This window comes from Sphingopyxis sp. MC1 (genome assembly GCF_000371385.1).
In the GTDB taxonomy this organism is placed as follows: Bacteria; Pseudomonadota; Alphaproteobacteria; order Sphingomonadales; family Sphingomonadaceae; genus Sphingopyxis; species Sphingopyxis terrae.
The window spans coordinates 19,950-37,403 of the sequence record NZ_AOUN01000024.1 but is presented as its reverse complement, the minus strand read 5'-3'; the positions used below and the strand labels follow the sequence as shown (position 1 = coordinate 37,403).

22 protein-coding genes are annotated in these 17,454 nt (G+C 64.3%); 3 read left to right on the top strand and 19 right to left on the bottom strand.

All coding sequences use genetic code 11. The features are described from left to right. Window positions 1–4: 4 nt before the first annotated feature. The 8 genes from EBMC1_RS17350 to EBMC1_RS17315 are packed head-to-tail and all read right to left on the bottom strand — an operon-like array spanning window position 5 to window position 7,256. On the bottom strand, window positions 5–1,477 hold the full coding sequence (locus EBMC1_RS17350; RefSeq protein ID WP_003052682.1) for a 2-hydroxymuconic semialdehyde dehydrogenase: 1,473 nt from the start codon (window positions 1,475–1,477) through the stop codon (window positions 5–7). Then, the gene (locus tag EBMC1_RS17345) at window positions 1,474–2,301 is read right to left on the bottom strand and encodes an alpha/beta fold hydrolase (RefSeq protein ID WP_003052679.1); all 828 of its coding nucleotides are present in this window, start codon (window positions 2,299–2,301) and stop codon (window positions 1,474–1,476) included. Before EBMC1_RS17345 ends, EBMC1_RS17350 begins: the two co-directional genes overlap by 4 nt. Beyond that, window positions 2,301–3,062 (bottom strand): ABC transporter ATP-binding protein, encoded by a 762-nt coding sequence (locus tag EBMC1_RS17340; RefSeq protein ID WP_003052677.1) that lies wholly within the window; start codon window positions 3,060–3,062, stop codon window positions 2,301–2,303. Before EBMC1_RS17340 ends, EBMC1_RS17345 begins: the two co-directional genes overlap by 1 nt. Then, window positions 3,047–3,799 (bottom strand): ABC transporter permease, encoded by a 753-nt coding sequence (locus tag EBMC1_RS17335; RefSeq protein WP_003052674.1) that lies wholly within the window; start codon window positions 3,797–3,799, stop codon window positions 3,047–3,049. The genes EBMC1_RS17340 and EBMC1_RS17335 overlap by 16 nt, the downstream gene beginning before the upstream one ends. Next, on the bottom strand, window positions 3,796–4,353 hold the full coding sequence (locus EBMC1_RS17330) for a VOC family protein (protein WP_003052671.1): 558 nt from the start codon (window positions 4,351–4,353) through the stop codon (window positions 3,796–3,798). Before EBMC1_RS17330 ends, EBMC1_RS17335 begins: the two co-directional genes overlap by 4 nt. Then, window positions 4,350–5,402, bottom strand: a complete 1,053-nt coding sequence (locus EBMC1_RS17325; protein WP_003052668.1) for an ABC transporter substrate-binding protein — start codon at window positions 5,400–5,402, stop codon at window positions 4,350–4,352. The genes EBMC1_RS17330 and EBMC1_RS17325 overlap by 4 nt, the downstream gene beginning before the upstream one ends. After that, window positions 5,399–6,421 carry a fumarylacetoacetate hydrolase family protein gene (locus tag EBMC1_RS17320; protein ID WP_003052665.1) on the bottom strand — a complete coding sequence of 341 codons (1,023 nt, stop codon included), beginning with the start codon at window positions 6,419–6,421 and terminating at the stop codon, window positions 5,399–5,401. Before EBMC1_RS17320 ends, EBMC1_RS17325 begins: the two co-directional genes overlap by 4 nt. Window positions 6,422–6,428: 7 nt before the next feature. Then, entirely contained in the window at window positions 6,429–7,256 is an 828-nt protein-coding gene (locus EBMC1_RS17315) for a sulfite exporter TauE/SafE family protein (protein WP_003052662.1), read from the bottom strand. Window positions 7,257–7,440: 184 nt separating this feature from the next. Here EBMC1_RS17315 and EBMC1_RS17310 point away from each other — a divergent pair, with 184 nt between their 5' ends. Next, window positions 7,441–8,244 (top strand): aspartate dehydrogenase, encoded by an 804-nt coding sequence (locus tag EBMC1_RS17310; protein WP_003052659.1) that lies wholly within the window; start codon window positions 7,441–7,443, stop codon window positions 8,242–8,244. Window positions 8,245–8,257: 13 nt separating this feature from the next. Beyond that, entirely contained in the window at window positions 8,258–8,695 is a 438-nt protein-coding gene (locus tag EBMC1_RS17305; RefSeq protein WP_003052658.1) for a VOC family protein, read from the top strand. Between the two features lie 52 nt (window positions 8,696–8,747). Here EBMC1_RS17305 and EBMC1_RS17300 read toward each other — a convergent pair whose 3' ends face one another. The 10 genes from EBMC1_RS17300 to EBMC1_RS17255 form a co-directional block, all read right to left on the bottom strand. Then, entirely contained in the window at window positions 8,748–9,059 is a 312-nt protein-coding gene (locus EBMC1_RS17300) for a YdeI/OmpD-associated family protein (protein WP_003052655.1), read from the bottom strand. Window positions 9,060–9,091: 32 nt separating this feature from the next. Next, on the bottom strand, window positions 9,092–9,802 hold the full coding sequence (locus tag EBMC1_RS17295; RefSeq protein ID WP_003052652.1) for a head GIN domain-containing protein: 711 nt from the start codon (window positions 9,800–9,802) through the stop codon (window positions 9,092–9,094). Between the two features lie 43 nt (window positions 9,803–9,845). Then, window positions 9,846–10,562 carry a head GIN domain-containing protein gene (locus EBMC1_RS17290; RefSeq protein WP_231292960.1) on the bottom strand — a complete coding sequence of 239 codons (717 nt, stop codon included), beginning with the start codon at window positions 10,560–10,562 and terminating at the stop codon, window positions 9,846–9,848. A gap of 100 nt (window positions 10,563–10,662) precedes the next feature. After that, window positions 10,663–11,313, bottom strand: coding sequence for an NrsF family protein (locus EBMC1_RS17285; RefSeq protein WP_003052648.1), 651 nt, complete (start codon window positions 11,311–11,313; stop codon window positions 10,663–10,665). Between the two features lies 1 nt (window position 11,314). Beyond that, window positions 11,315–11,836: a sigma-70 family RNA polymerase sigma factor gene (locus EBMC1_RS17280; protein WP_003052645.1), complete on the bottom strand. Its 522-nt coding sequence runs from the start codon at window positions 11,834–11,836 to the stop codon at window positions 11,315–11,317. Then, entirely contained in the window at window positions 11,833–12,291 is a 459-nt protein-coding gene (locus EBMC1_RS17275; RefSeq protein ID WP_003052642.1) for a DoxX family protein, read from the bottom strand. The genes EBMC1_RS17280 and EBMC1_RS17275 overlap by 4 nt, the downstream gene beginning before the upstream one ends. 1 nt (window position 12,292) lies before the next feature. Continuing rightward, on the bottom strand, window positions 12,293–13,009 hold the full coding sequence (locus tag EBMC1_RS17270) for an HvfC/BufC N-terminal domain-containing protein (RefSeq protein WP_003052640.1): 717 nt from the start codon (window positions 13,007–13,009) through the stop codon (window positions 12,293–12,295). Beyond that, window positions 13,002–13,877, bottom strand: coding sequence for an MNIO family bufferin maturase (bufB, locus tag EBMC1_RS17265; protein ID WP_040590865.1), 876 nt, complete (start codon window positions 13,875–13,877; stop codon window positions 13,002–13,004). Before bufB ends, EBMC1_RS17270 begins: the two co-directional genes overlap by 8 nt. Before the next feature lie 9 nt (window positions 13,878–13,886). Next, window positions 13,887–14,183, bottom strand: coding sequence for a BufA1 family periplasmic bufferin-type metallophore (locus EBMC1_RS17260; protein WP_003052634.1), 297 nt, complete (start codon window positions 14,181–14,183; stop codon window positions 13,887–13,889). Window positions 14,184–14,880: 697 nt separating this feature from the next. Then, window positions 14,881–15,750, bottom strand: coding sequence for a hypothetical protein (locus EBMC1_RS17255; RefSeq protein WP_003052632.1), 870 nt, complete (start codon window positions 15,748–15,750; stop codon window positions 14,881–14,883). Between the two features lie 263 nt (window positions 15,751–16,013). On the opposite strand from EBMC1_RS17255, the gene EBMC1_RS17250 reads away from it, so the two are divergent. Further along, window positions 16,014–16,640 carry an NYN domain-containing protein gene (locus EBMC1_RS17250; protein ID WP_003052629.1) on the top strand — a complete coding sequence of 209 codons (627 nt, stop codon included), beginning with the start codon at window positions 16,014–16,016 and terminating at the stop codon, window positions 16,638–16,640. A gap of 67 nt (window positions 16,641–16,707) precedes the next feature. Here EBMC1_RS17250 and EBMC1_RS17245 read toward each other — a convergent pair whose 3' ends face one another. After that, window positions 16,708–16,923, bottom strand: coding sequence for a helix-turn-helix domain-containing protein (locus EBMC1_RS17245; protein WP_003052625.1), 216 nt, complete (start codon window positions 16,921–16,923; stop codon window positions 16,708–16,710). Window positions 16,924–17,454: the final 531 nt, after the last annotated feature.

Sequence of the window (17,454 nt, the reverse complement as noted above, 5' to 3'; positions counted from 1 at the left end):
CCTCTTACAGCTTCACGCAGATATTGGTCGGTTCGGAATAGAAATTCAGCGAATGTTCGCCGCCTTCGCGGCCGATGCCCGACAGCTTCATACCGCCGAAGGGCGTACGAAGGTCGCGCAGGAACCATTCGTTGACCCAGACGATGCCCACCTCCATCTGTGCCGCAACGCGGTGCGCACGACCGGCGTCGCGCGTCCAGATCGCCGCGGCAAGGCCATAATCGGTATCGTTGGCGCGTTCGATCGCCTCTTCCTCGCTGTCGAAGGGCGCGATGTGGCAGACGGGGCCGAAAATCTCCTCGCGCACGCAGCGCGCATCGTCGGCGAGCCCGGTCAGGATCGTCGGCTGTACGAAGGCGCCGCCCGCGAGTGCACCATCGAGTTCGGGAACGCCGCCGCCTGTCACGACCGTCGCGCCTTCTTCGCGCGCGAGCGCATAATAGGACAGCACCTTCTCGCGGTGGCCATGCGAGATCAGCGGTCCCATGTCGGCACCCGACCACGGATCGCCGACGGTCAGCGCCTTCGCGCGTTCGGCGAGCGTGGCGACGAAGCGGTCGAAGATCGGCCGCTCGACATAGATGCGCTCGGTGCACAAGCACACCTGTCCGCAGTTCGAGAAGACCGAGCGCATCGCCCCCGCGACCGCCTCGTCGAAATCGCAGTCGGCGAAGACGAGCGCGGCATTCTTGCCGCCGAGTTCGAACGACACGGGTTTCACCCCGGCCGCGGCGACGCGCATGATCGCGCCGCCGGTCGCGGATTCGCCGGTGAAGGTGATCGCGTCGATATCGGGGTTGGCGGTCAGCCATTCGCCGGTCGAGTCGGCGCCGAAGCCGTGGACGAGGTTGAACACCCCCGGCGGCAGCCCTGCCGCATCCATCACCTCGGCGAGCAGGGTCGCAGTCGAGGGCGTTTCCTCGCTCGGCTTGACGACCACGACATTGCCGCAGGCGAGCGCGGGCGCGACCTTCCACGTCATCAGCAGCAGCGGCAGGTTCCACGGCGAGACGATCGCGACGACACCCAAGGGCCGCGCGATCGCATAGTTGATCGCGCTGCGTCCGCCCGGCAGATCGGTGCGGAAGCTCGGCATCGCGCGCGCCTCGGCGATCGCGGCGAAGGCGCGGAAATTGGCGGCGCCGCGCGGGATATCGATCGTCCGTGCCTGATGCAGCGACTTGCCGGTGTCGGCGATCTCGGCCGCGGCGAACTCGTCGAAGCGCGCTTCGATCCCCTCGGCGATGCGGACGAGCAGCTTGCAGCGCTCGGCCTGCGACATCTTGCCCCACGGCCCCTTGAGCGCCGCGCGCCCGGCAGCGACGGCGCGGTCGACGAGGTCGCGGCTCGCCTGCGACACGCGCCCGGCGACGCTGCCGTCGACCGGGTTCACATTGTCGAACCAGCCATCGCCCTCGACGAAAGCGCCATCGACATAGTTGAGAACGGGCCGATCAGCGAAGGGATAGCCGGTCACGCCGCACCCCCGACCGGGACGTAGCCCGCGGCATTGCTGTGCGCCGCGCCCGCCTTGCCGACGTGGCCCGCCATCTGGAGCAGCGACAGTATCGTGTCGTTGAACTGTGTGGGTGCTTCGAGAAAGGCCGAATGGCCCGCGTCGTTGATCTCGACGAGGAAGGAGCTCGGCACCTCGGCCTGCGCGACGCGCACCGCCTCGATCGGGAAAAGCCGATCCTCGACCCCGCAAAGGAAGAGAATCGGGAACCCCTTACCGCCGAGATCGACCGCGGGACGCGCGTCGAAGCGGCCCGCCAGATTGTGGCGATCGGCGATGTTGAAGCTTGCGATCTGGCGATAGAGCGCCGCCAGCTCGCGCGGTGCATTGGCGCCAAGCACGCGCTCGATCTGCGCGAGGTCGGCGGTGTTCGCGCGCGCGGCGTCCATGATCGTCTTGATCTCGGCGCTTTCGGCAATCCCGTGCAGGCTGTCGCAGATCGCGAGCGCGGCAACACGCTCGGGCGCGCGGTGTGCGAAACCGATGCAGGTGCCGGCGCCCATCGATTGACCGACGAGCGCCACCTTCGCTTCCCCCAGGTGGTCGAGCAGCGCCGTCAGGTCTTCGACGAAGGCGTCGCGCCCGCGCCCGTCGAGGTCGCGCGACAGGCCGAAGCCGCGATGGTCGAAGGTGATGACGCGGTTCGAGCGCGAGAGCGCATCGATCTGGCGATACCAGATCGCATGGTTGCCGCCGACGCCGTGCGCAAGCACGACCGCGGGGCCCTCCCCAAGCGCCTGCCAGTATATTTCGGCACCCGCCGTCGCCAGCATACCGCTGTCCATCACGATACTCCCATCAATTTGCTGAGCCGCACGACATAGTCGCCAAACGCCGGATCCTCGCGCGTCATGCTCGGATCGCGCGGGCGCGGCAGGTCGATGCGGACATCCTCGATAATCGTCCCCGGCCGCTCCGACATCACCAGCACGCGGTCGGAGAGCAGTACGGCTTCCGAAATGCTGTGAGTGACGAGCAGCACCGTCTTGCGGTCGCGCTGCCAGATGCGCAGCAGCTCCATATTGAGCCGGTCGCGCGTCAACGCGTCGAGCGCCCCGAAGGGCTCGTCCATCAGCAGCACCTGCGGTCCGCGGGCGAGCGCCTGACCGATCGCGACGCGGTGGCGCATCCCGCCCGAAAGCTGGTGCGGATGGCTGTCCTCGAAACCTGTCAGCCCCAGCGTCTCCACCAGTTTGGCCAGCGCCGCCGCGTCGGGACGTTTCGCCGCCGGGTCGAGATCAACCCCGAGCAGCAGATTGTCGCGGACATTGAGCCAGGGCAGCAGGTTCGAGGTCTGGAAGACGAAGCCCATGTCGGGCGACGGGGCCTGCACCACCGCGCCGTTGAACAATATGCCGCCGTCTTCGAAGGGCTCGAGTCCGGCGATCAGGCGGAGCAGCGTGCTCTTGCCGCAGCCCGAAGGCCCGAGCACCGAGACGAATTCGGCCGCGCCGATTTCGGCGCTGACGTTGGTCAGCACCTTGCGGCCATCGAATGCCTTGCCGGCACCGGCCATGGAGATCACCGCGCTCATGCCGCGCGCCACCAGATGAAGCGTTCCCAATAGGCGACGCCATAGAAAAGAAGGAGCGACAGCAAGGTCACCGCGATCAACGCTGCAAAGGTCAGCGTCGTATGGCCCGAACCGGAGGCCGTGAGGATAAGATTGCCGAGCCCGTCGTTAGAGCCGACGAATTCGCCGACGACCGCACCGATCACCCCGAGCGGCATCGCGACCTTGCAACCGTCGAGGAAGCTCGGCAGCGCGGCGGGCACACGCAGCCGCCAGAAGCTTTGCATCGGCGAGGCACGGAGTGCGCGGAAATGCTCTTCGAGATGCGCGGGCGTGCTCGCCAGTCCACCGAGCGTCGCGATGATGATCGGGAAGAAGGCGAAGAGGAACGCCATGATCAGCTTCGACGCGAGGCCGTAGCCGAACCAGACGACGATCAGCGGCGCGAGTCCGATCTTGGGGACGCTCTGCAACGCGACGAACAGCGGATAGACCGTGCTTTTCGCGGTGCGCGAGAAATAGATTAGCGCCGCGATTGGGACGCCGAGCGCGACCGCGATGATGAAGCCCCAGAACACCTCGGTCAGCGTGACGAGGCTCTGCGACAGGATCGGCCCGCGCGACTGCCAAAGCTCGCCGAGGATCGCGCTCGGCGGCGGCAGCAGGTAGGACTGTACCCCCGACCAGCGGACGCCATATTCCCATGCGAGGCCGAGCGCCGCAAAGAAGGCGATGCTGATCGCGGCGTCGCGATTGAACCACCTGCTCACGCGTCGCCGTCCTTGCCCAGCAAGGCGACGATGCGCGCCGGTGGCGGTACGAGGAAGCGATCAAGGTGCCAGCGGTCGAAGGTTTCGAGGTCCTTGCCGTCCCAAACCGAGGGTTCATAGGGGCTGCCGGCGGTGATCTGCGTCATGTCGGTGTAGAATTCGACATTGTTGCCGTCGGGGTCGCGGAAGACGAGGAAGCTGTTCGCCCCCGGGCCATGCTTGCCGATGCCGCGGTCGATCGGGATGGCGCGCGCGACGAGCATCTCGGCGACCTTCTCCATCTCCTCGATCGTTTCGAGGCGGTAGGAGAAATGCTCGACCGCGGGATAATGGCCTTCGGGAATATCGGTATGACCCGGCGGCAGCTGGAGCAGCGCGAGGTCGTGGTGATCCTCGCTGGCACGCAGGAAGACCATATGATGGTCGATCCAGTCGGACACGGTCAACCCGACGACCTCGGTATAGAAAGCGAGGCTCCGGTCGATGTCGCGTACCTTGAGCACGAGGTGGCCGAGCCGCGTCGGGCGCGGGCGGTAGGAAGCGGGATCGGTCATGGCTGATGCCCCATCGGAACGAAGGCGTTGGTGAAGAGCTGCGGCGTCTGGTCAAAGCCCCGAAGCTGGCCGCTCGCCTGCAGATAGGTGACTGTGCGCGCGACCTTTTCGGGCGTCAGGCGATGCGAACCGCCCTCGGCCGCCATCAGGTCGGCGGTCTCGCGGATCTGGCGTTCGGTCACCGCCTCGTCGAGCAGCGGATAGGATTCGCGGATGATCGCGAGCGCTCCCTTCGGATCGCGCGCCGCGTCGGCGTAACCGCGATAGGCCGCCTTGAGGAAGGCGCGCACCAGCTCGGGATCCCTCTCGATAAGCACGTCCTGCGTCGCGAAGCCGCTGCCGTATACATCGAGCCCGAAATCGGCATAGGCGATGCGGCCGATGCTGACGCCCTTCGCCTTCGCCGCCTTGTCGAACAGCGCCATCGAATTGCCGAGCCAGCATTCGGCGGCGTCGATCCGCCCCTCGACAAGCGACGAAACCACGATCGCCGGATCGAGCTGGATCTGCTCGACGCGCGCCGGATCGACGCCATTGTCCTTGAGCCACGCCGGAAGCAGCGCCTGGATCATCGAGCTTTGCCCGGCGCCGAAGCGCAGTCCGGCAAGGTCGGCGGGCTTCGCGATCTTGTGCCGCTCCTTGACGAAGCAGGCGCCGGCGGGAAGCCGCATGTTGATGCCGCCGATCATCCGCACCTTGCCACCCTTCGCGCGGCTGAGCGCGACCGACAGCGGGTCGATATAGGCGAATTCAAACATGCCCTGGTCGAGTTCGTTCGCGGTCCGCATGCCGCCGAAACCGCGCACCGCTTCGACGTTGAGTCCGGCATCGGCGAAATAGCCTTTGTCGATCGCGACGAAAATGCCCGCCATGCTGCCCTGCGGCAGCCACGCCATGTTGAAGCGCACGGTTCGCGCTCCTTCCGCCTGCTTCGCGGCCTGCGGCGCGTTGCCGCCGAAGGCGCTCCACAGCGTCAGCACGGCGATGGCCGCAACGACGAGCAGCGGCGCGATCAGCGCGTGGCGCGAAAAGGCGGCCCGAGGCGTCATGCGCGCGGCAGGTGTGGCGCGGAAACGGGGTTGCGAAGCTCGCCGATCCCTTCGACCCAGGCATCCATGACGTCGCCGTCCTTCAGGAAGACGCCGCGCCCCATGCCGACCCCGGCGGGGGTGCCCGAGGCGATCAGGTCGCCCGACCGGAGTTCGAGGATCGTCGACAGATAGGCAATCTGTTCGTAGATGTTGAAGATCATCTCGGACGTGTTGCCGTCCTGCATCGCCTCGCCATTGACCTTGAGCCCCAAGCGGATGGCGTGCGGATCGCCGAGGCAGTCGCGCGGGACGAATACGGGGCCGAGCGGCGTGAAGCTGTCGAAGCTCTTGCCGCGGAACCAGTCGTGCGAGAAGGGAAAGTCGCTGCGCCGGGTGCGGTCGCGCGCCGAGACGTCGTTGACGATCGTATAGCCAGCGATCAGGTCATGCGCGTCGGCCGCCGCGACATTCTTGCCCGCGCGGCCGAGGACGACGCCGAGTTCGACCTCCCAGTCGGGGCGCGACACCTGCGACGGGACGACGACCGTTTCGTTCAGGCCGACGACGCTCTCGACGGTCTTGAGGAAGATATACGGCTCGCTCTCGGCCTTGGCGGCGAGCTTGGTCTGCATTTCCTCGGCATGTTCGATGAAGTTCGACGCGGCGGCGAAGATGCGCCGCGGCTCGAACGGCGCCGCAAGCGTGGGCGCGTCGATTCCGCCCGCCGCGCCTTCCAGCACATGGGCGAGCGCGAACAGCCCTTCGCGGCGGGTATCCCAGTCGCGTATGATCGTGGTGACATCGTCCGCCACCGCGGTAAAGCCATGCGTTGCCGCCGCATCGTGCAAATCATGAAAAGCGTCGCCGACCCGGATCATCGGGCGCGCACCGTCCGGTGTGAGGCGGGTGGCAAGGGCAAAGCGGGTCATGCGTAGATCATCCTTCTGAAAATTGCGTGCGAAGCCGGGCGCGGCGCAGCCGAGAGCAAGGCCGGCGCCGATCGCGGCCAGTGCCGCACGGCGGTCGAATGTCGCCACCCCCCGCTCACCCGAAGGCCCGGATCAGCATCCGCACCGCGACGACGGTGAGAAAGAGGCCGAACAGGATGCTGAGCTGGCGTTTGGAGAGCGCATGCGCGATGCGGGCGCCCCACGGCGCGGTGACGAAGGTTGCGGGGCCGATGACGGCAAGGCCGATCAGATTGACATAGCCAAGGCTGCCCGGCGGCAGGCCTTCGACGTGCCAGCCGGTAACGACGAAGGCGACCGCGGCGGGCGCGCTGATCAGCAGCCCGAATAGCGCCGCGGTGCCCACCGCGCGATGGATGGGCACGTTGAACAAGGTCATCACGGGCACGCTGAGCGTCCCGCCGCCGATCCCCATCATGCTCGAAATGCCGCCGATCGCGAAGGGGATCGCCTGCCCGGCCACGCCCTCCGGCATCGTCTCGGCGATATGCTTGCCCTCCAGCGGCAGCAGCATCTTCACCGCGACGAGCAAAGCGACGATGCCGAACACCGCCGACAGCACGTCGCCGCTGACGCGGCTCGCGAGCAGCACGCCCGCGATCGCTCCGAGGAAGATCGCGACGCCCCAGCACCTGAGCTGGTCATGATCGACCGCGCCCTTCGCTTCGTGCGCGCGCGATGAGGAGATAGCGGTGGGGATGATCGTCGCAAGCGAGGTCGCAACGGCGACGTGCATGCGCACGGAGGAATCGATGCCCAGTGCCGCGAGCACGAGGTCGAGCACCGGGACGATCACGATCCCGCCGCCGACGCCCAGCATCCCCGCGATCACGCCGCCGACCGCGCCGGTCAACAGCATCATCGCCGCGAGCATCGCCATATCCGGATTCAAAAGCGCCTGCATGGCCTCCCCCAACAGTTCGATCCTGCTTGTGCGGGGCAGACGATATGCAGTCAAAGATAGAAAATGCGCCTATCTATAATCAAAAATAGATAGCGGTGGTCCAAGCGTCTTTATAGCCGTTCGCAGATAGCGAAACGGACAATCGATATTATCGCATATAGCAATACCCCCTTAGCGCAAGGTCATGAAACGCATTGGCATCGCCGGGTTCGGCACCATCGGCCGCGTCGTCGCGCGCCATATCGAGAATAGCGATCTGCCGCTGGCGCTTGCCGCCGTCTCGGCAGGTGATCGCACCCGCGCCGAAGTCGCCATGGCACAGCTTGCACGGCCGGTGCCGATCGTCGACACCGACGAACTCGTCGCCTTGTCCGATGTCATCGTCGACAGCGCGCCGACCGCGGCGTTCCGCGACATCGCCGAAGCGACATTATGCGCAGGCAAGACGCTGGTTACGGTCAGCGGCGCGGCGTTGATGCAATGGCCCGGGGCGGCCGGGTTCGCGCGCGACCATGGCGGCCGCATCATCCTGGCCACCGGCGCGCTGCTCGGTCTCGATGCGGTGCGCGCGGCGGCGGTCGGCTCGATCCATTCGGTGACGATGGTGACGCGCAAACCGGTCAAATCGCTCGTCAAGGCCGACCATGTCGTGCGCAACGGCATCGATCTCACTGAAATCGACGAACCGCTGAAGATATTCGAAGGCAGCGCGCGCGAAGGTGCCATCGCCTTTCCGGCCAACGTCAATGTCGCCGCTGCATTGGGCCTGGCCGGAACAGGCCCCGACCAGACGCGGCTCGAAATCTGGGCCGACCCGGCCCTTACGCGCAACACGCACCGCATCATCGTCGATTCGGACAGCGCGCGCTTCGAACTCGCGATCGAGAATATCCCCACCGACGAAAATCCCGGCACCGGCCGCATCACCGCACAAAGCATCGTCGCGGCGCTGCACGATCTCGTCAGCCCCATTCGTATCGGAACATAGAAAGGTTTCCCCGATGACCACCCGCCTCCGCCATGTGGCAATCGCCTCGGCCGACCCCGACAATTCGGTCGGCTTCTTCACCGAAGTCCTCGGCTGGACCGTCGCGGGCAAGATCGATAGCCGCAACGCGCGCGGCTATTATGTCACCGACGGCCACATCAACATCGCGCTGCTCTGCTTCAAGAACCGCCCCGCCGCGGGAATGGAATTTCCCGAAGGCTATACCGGGCTGCACCACATCGGTTTCCAGTGCGACGATATCGCCGAAGTGGTCGAACGCTTCGAAAATTCGGGCTACGCGCCGCGCCACGACGTCAATCTGGCGCAAGGCCTCGGCAAAAACCCCGCCAAGGACAATGCCGAGTACAAGATGACGGGGCCGGAGAATGTGATGGTGGACGTGTCCGAACGCGGCTGGGCCGGTACCGAAAGCTTCAAAAGCGCCAGCTAGGAAGCGCGGCGGCGGGCTAGTGGCGGCGCAATGTGCGTCGTCCCGGCTCCGCCTAGCGCGCCTTCGCCTTGCCGTCGATCAGCACCGCCTGTTGCCACCGGCTTGGCGCCTTGTCGGTGCGGTGGATGCACCCCGCCCAGCAGCAGGGGCGCTTCTTGCCTTCCTGCAACTCCTCGACGGTCCGGCCGATGCGCCGGGCGCGCGTCGCCGCCTGTTTCGCATCCTCCACCCAGCAGATGAATTCATTGCGCCCGAGCGGCGTCAGCCCTTGCCACAGCGCGAAGACCGCCGGATCGGCGCATATCGCGGTCTGCATATCGTCGCCCGCCTGATGCACGGTGCCCTGAAGAAAATCGTCGCTCATGCCAGCGTCCCTTCCGTGTCCCGCCGCGCGCCCTAGCGCGCCCTGCCGCACGCCACCGTGCCGGTGCCGACGTTGCGCACGGTGCAGACGGGGCGCCCCAGCACCACGGTCTTGCCGCTGCCGCGCGTGGTGATCGCGGCCGATTTGACCGCGTTGAAGATATGGTCGCCCGTCCCTTCGCTGTCCGAAATCAGTCCGTCGACCGCCAGCTTGCCGGCATCGACGACTCCCGAGCCCGACAGCGTCATCTGCGCCTGCTTCGCCTTGCCGCCAAGCGTCAGCGTGCCGTTGCCGATCATCGCAACGGCCAACCGGTCGGTATCGACGGCGTCGACGCTCAGCTTGCCCGGACCGCGCAGGCCGAGTGCGACGCGCTGGCCCTTCATCCCGTCGATGTGAAGCGACCCCGCGCCGACCAGCGTTGCCGATTGCAGCGTCGCGGCGTTGATGCGGAGCAGCACCGCGCCCGGCGAACTGCCGCGGCGGTCATCACCCGCGAACTGGCGCATCCCGATCACCAGCCGTCCGTCGCGATTTTCGACGGTCAGCCGGTCGAGCGCATCCTGCGATCCCGTTGCCACCGCGCTCACCGGCGCGCGCGTCACCACCTCGACATCGACATCGGCGCCGACTTCGATCGCCGCGAAACTGGTGAGGCCGAAGCGCTTTTCGGCGGCGTGCGCCGACGCAGCGGACAAGAGGGCGGTCGCCGCGATCGCGGCCCATCGCATGATGCTGGTCATGCCGCCGCCTTAACCGGTTCGCGGCGGCGGCACCAGCGCGCGATCATTTGCAGGTCGCGGTGCCCGATCCCATTTCGCGCGAGGTGCAGGTCGCACCGCCGGTCAGCGTCACATCGCCTGACCCCAGGATATTGATCGCCGCGGTGCCGCTCGCCCGTCCTTCGACATTGCCCGATCCCGCGACCGACACGTCGAGCGTCTGCGCCGCAAGCCCCTTGGCATCGACGTCGCCCGATCCGGTCACGCTGATCGCGCCCGAATTGACCGTACCGCCGCCGATATCGACGTCGCCAGACCCCGAGATCGCGATTTTAGCGCTCTGTCCGGTCATCTTCGCGATCTTGAGGTCGCCCGATCCGGTCACCGTCGCCTCCAGCGCGTCGCCATCGACGCTGTCGGCGTCGATCGAACCCGATCCGGTCAGGCGCAGCATCGACAGTTTCGGCATGGTGATGCTGATCTCGACACCCTCATGGTCGCGCCCGCCGAAGCTGAAGCCGTCGCGCTTGCGGCCGATCGACAATGTCGAGCCGTCGGTCACGATCTCGAGCTGGTCGAGCTCGCCTTGCGGCCCCTTGGCCGTGATGGCGAAGGCGTCGCCCTGGCGAATCGTGACATCGTCGGGGCCGGTGACCTTGACGCCGGTGAAGCCGTTCAGCGCGAAGCCGCGGGTGGTAACCGGTCCCGCATCGCGGGCACCCGACTTGCTGTCCTTGTCGCTGTCGATCGTGAAAGATCCGCCACAGGCCGCGGTCGCCATCACAAGCGCCAGCGGCAAAACGCCAATCAACCGGTTTCGCATCATCAATCTCCTCTGTATTAGTCGCCTAACACAGAGGAGGCATACTGTCCAGTCCGTCCTACCAGCGCAGCAGCGGCGGCAGGATCAGGCGCCCGGCAATCGCCGACAGGATGACGACAAGCCCGTGCCACAGCGCGATATGGACCATATTGTCCGACGAACAATGAAGCGCGAGCACCGCCGCACCAGCCGCACCTGCCGCGACCCCGACAACCCAGCCGGCGCGTTCGAGCGAGGTCGGGGCACCGCCCTTCAACCACGCGAACAGCGCGGCTCCGACCCCGAGCCCGGCAACCAGTCCGTCGAGCGTGCAGCGCATCCCGCCGTGCGGGTCCATCCCGTGCATCGCCGCATGGGTATCGCCCAGCCCGACGACGAGCGCCGTCAGCGGCAGCGCGAGCGCCGCGAGCCCGGCCCAGCGCCACCCGCTATAGTCGCGCCCGACTCCGGGCAGCCCCATGCGCAAGGCGCTCCAGGTTGCGGCCAGTCCCAGCGCGACGATTAGCCAGAAGGCGAACATCGGCATCGGCGCCATAGAGGCACCATGAGCCAGATCGTGCCGCATCCCCAGCAGCCACAGCAGGGTGCCGCCGCCGATCAGCCACGCCGCCGCGGCCCAGGCCCCGCCGCGCAGCAGCCGGCGCGGCCGGATCGGCTTCAGATCATCGGCCAGGCCGTCGATCAGATCGTCGATCGATACGTCCGTCATGTCATTCGCTTTCAATATATTGGCTGAGCTTTTTCAAGCCGCGATGAATATTCACCTTCACCAGCGATTCGCTCTGCCCGCAAATCCGCGATGCCTCGGCGATCGACGCGCCCTCGATCTTGACCAGCGTGATCGCCTGCGCCTGTTTCGGCGGCAACAGCGCGAGCAGATGATCGAGGCTGAGCCGTGCATGGACCGCTTCGTCCTCGGCGCCCACGGCGGCGTCATTGTCGCCGAGCTCGGCCTCGTCACGCTGGCGGCGCAGCATGTCGATCCAGCGATAGCGCGCGATGGCGGCGAGCCACGGCAGAAAGGCGCGATCGCTGTCCCAGGTCGCCAGCTTGCGATGCATCGACACCAAAGTTTCCTGGATCAGATCGTCGACCTGATGCGGCGCGATCCGCCGCGCGAAATAGCGCGCGAGCCATGTCCGGCAATCGCCGAGCAGCGCGCGATAGGCCGCACGGTCCCCCCGCTGCGAAGCGGCCATCAGGCGCGCGAGCGAAGGTTCGTCGAGGCTCATTTCCCGCGCATCCTAACAAGCAAGGCGTCGAGGGAAAACAGGCCGCCGCCGCGCACGATCAGGATCGCGGCCATCGCGGTCCACAGCGAATGGACCGGCCACCACGCGTCTGGAAAGACGAATATCTGGATGACGAGCGTCATCACCAGCAGCGCGGCCGCCGAAAAGCGGCTGGCAAGGCCGATGATCAACAGCGCAGGGAAGATATGCTCGGCCCAGGTCGTCAGCGGCACCGCGATCGAGGCGTCGAGCGGCAGGCCTGCAAATTCGTTGCGGAACAGATCATAAGTGTTGGGATCGATGGTAAGGAAGCTCCCTTCGACCACCTTCGTCTGCCCCGATCGCCAGAAGACGCCGCCCAGCGCGACGCGCAGCAACAGCAGGGCGACACTTTCGGCGAGCCGGCCGGAAACGATCGCCACGCCGCGATCGTAAAATGCGACAATCTGCTTCATGCTATCCTTCTTCCTGCGCCGTTTCGAGCGCCCCGGTGGCGATCAGCGACGCGATCGCCGCGCCGCCGCCCGGATGCTTTTCGGCAAGAAGCGCGATCAGGTTACGCAGCGGGCCGAAATCATCGGCCAGCGCCAGCGCCGCGGCTTCGGCAGGGGCAAGCGCGTGAACGCGCACCTCCGCATCGGGCCGGGCGAGGAGCACGAGCCGTGCCGCCGCGAGCGCGGGGTCGAGCGCCGCCGCTGCATCGCTCGACAGGCGGACGATCCGCGCGGCGGGATGCCGCCGGACCGCCAGCGACAGCAGCGCCGCCTCGCTCTGCCCCGCCAGTTCGGCCAAGGTCAGCGCGGGCGCGTCCGCGGCGTGATAACATTCGAGCCACGCCCATTCGATCCGGGCGAGGTCCTGCGCGGGCGGCGGTGCTTTTACGCGCAGCCAGTCGGCAAAGCCGGCGCCGATATCGGCCAACGCCCGACGCCGCGCGCCGTTTGTTTCGACATAATGCCGCGACAGCCGGTTGAATGTTTCGGCGCCCAGCAGATCGCGGCATAGCGGAAACGTCTCCTCCAGCGCGACGAGCCGCGCGTGCGAGATCGTATTGGCATGGACGCGCAGCCCGCGCAGGATCTGCGCCGGATCGCCCGCGAACAGCCAGTCGGGCAAATGGTCGGGCCCGCCGTTGATCGCCGCGGTGATGGCGGCCTGATCGCGCTCAAGCATCGGCGGTGACGGGTGAACAGGCCGCGATGAGCGTGTCGGCGCGCACGGCTTCGGCGTGTAGCACCGCATAATCCGGAACGTCGCTGTCCCATTCGACGAGCACCGGCGTCGGCCCTGCCCGGTGCAGAAAGCGGTCGAGCAAAGTCCAGCAGGCCGCGCCGACCGGCGATCCATGATCGTCGATGGCGATCGTGCCGCCGTCGCCATCGGGCTTTACCGCATGGCCCGCCACATGAATTTCGCCGACCAGCCGCGGGTCGAAGGCGTCAAGCCAGGCTTCGGGGTCGCGATCCAGATTATGGGCGGAAACGAGAATGTTATTGATGTCGAGCAACAGGCCGCAGCCGGTCCGGCGACACAATTCGTGCAGGAAATCGACCTCGCACCAATTGCTTGCCGCAAAGGCAAGATAGCGCGACGGATTTTCGATGAGGATCGTGCGGCCGAGCCGGTCCTGCACGCGCGCCACTTCGCCCGCAAAATGCACGAGCGCGGCGCTGGTATAGGGCATCGGCAACAGGTCGGGAAATTTGTCACCGGGGCCGTTGCTCCAGCTCAGATGGTCCGACACCATGGCAGGCACATAGCGCGCGCACAGCGCCGCCAGCGCATCGAGCTCGCCGCGATCGACGCCGCCCGACGACCCCAGCGACAGGCCGACCGAATGAAAGCTGAGCGGCATATGCTCGGCGACCGCGGTCAGCCAGCGATGCGGGGCCCCGCCCGGGCCGAAATAATTCTGGGGGTGGATTTCGGCCCAGGCGGGTGCCGTGCCCGCCTCCACCGCGGCAAGAAGCGCGGCATAATGCTGAGATTTCAGTCCTATGCCGGCGCTTCGGGGCAGCCGGGGGGTAGTGGAGGCGGACACGGCGGGGGCTCAGCTCTTCTTTTGCGGCACCGGCTTGGCATTGCCCTCATGCGCGGTCAGCGTGCCGCCCATCTTGACGCAGGTGCCGGCCGGAACCGACTTCCAGGCATTGCCCTGATAATTGACGGTCGAGGTACCGGCGCAGCTCGTGCCCGGGCCGGCGGCGCAATCATTCTTGCCCTTCAGCGCGACACCGAAGCATTTTTCGGTCTTTCCGGCCGCGGCGGCGGTTCCCGGCGCCATCGCGCCGGCGGCCATGGCCAGAACGGCCGAGGCGGCCAGCGACAGTTTCAAGGCATTGCTCATTCTTCACTCCATTCACAACAAAGGGGGATGCGGGGGGATGGCATCGAAGGGAAATTCGCCGCGCCGCCCGGCAAGGTTACAGCGCGCCATCTTGTCGCCACCTTCGCGCGGCAAAGGAGCCTTTCCCTTCCCCGATACCGAGAGAGAAACGTGAGCGTAGCGTTCCGCCGCGGAATGCTACGTAATTTTATTACAACGTAAGCGTCTGAAAAGATTATAAAATATCGAGTTTTGGCGATTTTAGTGGGATACGATTACGTTGCTCCGTGCGCCCTAATGCGCCGTGGGATATGGGCGGGATACGGGAACAGATAAAAATCACGCTATTTCAGTTGCTTGATGCCGACCGTAGCCTTTCAGGCTGAAAGGCTACCGCGAGCGGATAAACGGGATGTTTGACCTTCTGGTTGGGTCGCTGTGACGCGCCCAGTCATTGCCTACAATTCAGAGCGATCGACGGGGCCAACGCCTTCTGACTGGGCCGGTTTGATGAAGGACTCTGAATCGCCTGGCGCAAATGCGTCCGCTAGGGAAATGCGTCCTATGCACACCCTATAGACTGAATCTCGCAGATTTGCTATATGGCCCCCAGCATGACGGCTGGGGGCCTGCCGGTTCAACCGGCTAGATTCTTATTAACGCCGTCATGCTATCACCTTCCTTTCTCCCGTGCAGGGAATGGGGGTTGAAACGGATCCTAACTTCGGGGTGTCGTCCCAAAGAGAGGACCATCTGAGGCGCCAGCGGTTCGTCCGCTTGGCGCTTCAGTCCTTTTTGCCAACGGGATTACGACGCCCGATTTGGCCAATCTTTTAAATTCCTCGCTTGCATTCGGACCGATCCGCAACTGTCGCTCCAGATGGCCGAACCCTTCAATTTCTCCGCGCTTCTTGAAGCGCGCAATTGCATTGTAAGCGCTACCGTCATTGCCTTCCAATCGCTCTGCAATCTCCGCATCGCGCTTGCAGAGCTCTCCGATGACTTCCTTCGCTACCAATCCAGGCGAGGCCGCGACGACCTCGAGAATCATGTTAGTCATTTTGGTCGCACGGGACATTGAGCGCGTCGTGTCCTTGTCCGGCTTGATGCCTGCTTCGACCTTTCGCAGATAGCTTCGCAAGTTTTCAGGCGTAAACACGTAACCGCGATAATCGACGAGCGCGTCAGCGTTTTTCAGCCGTCGCAGCGCATGGTAGAACCCTTTATCACTCTTGCGGAAGCGTTTGGAGAGTGGGCTAAGGAGGATTGCCTCCCTAATGTCATCATAAGTGGCACCATCTGCCGCCCTCTCGACAATGGCCATGACAGCCTTGGGAAATGCGTCCTTTTCTTCCAGCTCACTAAGAGCTTCATTGATGAATTTTCCAGATGATGAGTCATCACCTCTCGCGGCCGCGAGCCGACGCGCTTCGTCCGACAACCTTTCCGCCATCGAAATTAGCGAGACCAACTTCTCCTTTTCCGCACCCAAGCTCCGAATCTCCTCTTCGATCTGTTGGACGCGATGACGCCAGCCAAAAAGCTGGCTTTCGTTCACGATCTGATGATGGGGATTCTCGCCACTCATTAGTCACTCATACCATGTTCAAGCCGAAATGCAATATGGAGTGTGGCTATGACCGAAGGGGCGGGTTTGGCATGAAAGTTCCAGCTATGTCCCTCCAACCGCTCACAATTGAAGCTGCATAATGTCGGGGCTATATAGGGCATACAGCGCCGCTGCGCGGTGCAACGAGATAGACCAGTGAGCCGGCTCATTCCGACAAGTCGCATTACGCGATGCCTTTACGGGCTAGGTGTGGGTCGGCTCCACCCTTTTAGGGGGCGCGTTTGCAAAAGCCGCTATACGCAATTCTGGTCGATGGTGGGTATATCACCAAGCTCCTTAAAGACCGCAATAAACAACCTGCGACGGCTGATCAGGTCGAGGCGGAATGCCAGCGCATTATGGCGCTGCCCTTAGTCGCTGATTACGAGCTGCTGCGCATTTATTATTACGACGCCTACCCGTCCACTGATACCGTCAAAAAGCCCATCTCTGGGGAAGCATTTCCTCTGGCGGCGACCACGCGCTTCAATGAGGCGCAAGCGCTCTATGACCGATTGATTCTAAAGCCTCATTTTGCTCTTCGTATGGGTTCGGTATCCTTGTCGCCTTATGTCTGGAAAATGAAGTCTCGCGTCGCGAAAGAGTTGATGAAAACGCCACGCGCTTTGCAAGATGACGACTTCGTCCTCGATATGAGCCAGAAAGGCGTCGATATCCGCATTGGGATGGATATGGCACGGCTTGCGCTGCGCGAAATGGTTCGAGCGGTCGTCGTCGTGACAGGTGACACTGACTTTGTCCCGGCATTCAAATACGTCCGGCGGGAAGGCGTTAAAGTATTCCTAGAAACCCTTGGTGGTGGTGGGCGCGTAGAATTACGCAGCCATGCGGATATCGTAATCTCGTAAAAGCCCCACTAGGCAGTTGGAGAACGCGCTTCTCTACACGTGCGTCAAAGGGATAAACGGGTAAAAGTCATCTAACGATTGGCCGCAACAGCTCCATGGGGTCTATTCCCAGAGGCCGGCTTAACTCGTGAAGCGTCAAGACCGTCGGGTTGCGGCGTCCACGCTCAAGGCCGCTTAGATACTGCTGGCTCACCCCGGTCAGTTCGGATGCCTGCTCCTGGGTCAGTCCGCGGGCAATGCGCAGCCTCTTGAAGTTCAACCCAACTTGGAGGCGCACGTCCATGTAGCGGACCCTGCCGGAATGGAGGATTGAAATTTATCAACTATAATATGTAATTGCTGATGAGGGATGCGAGCGGTTGGCTCGCTCGGTCTGAGGTTTGCGCGACATGAAATCTGTCAGGAAGTCTCCAACGGATCGCACTGTAACGACGCCGCCAGTGCCTCGACTGCTGGGAAACGACATGGCGGCCGCATACCTCGGCGTCAGTGAACGGACTTTCGACCACATAAAGTCACAAGCCAATTTTCCACTCCCGATCAGATTTGGCCGAAGGACACTATGGGATCGGAAAGCGTTAGATGTTTTCATTGATCGCCTTTCGGCGGAGTCTTTGACTCCCTATGATCCATGGGATGACGTCAGAGTAAGCAAAGCGGGCGACCAACGAAGAAAATGGCGCCGAAAAAAGCTCGATTGAGACCAAAGAGCATAAAAAATTTTCGATCGGCGGACGAACGGAAGGAGGGAGGGGCCATGCAAGCGAAAGCAGGCCAAGGCGCTCAACCCTCCATCGCTTATGCACAAACTGAA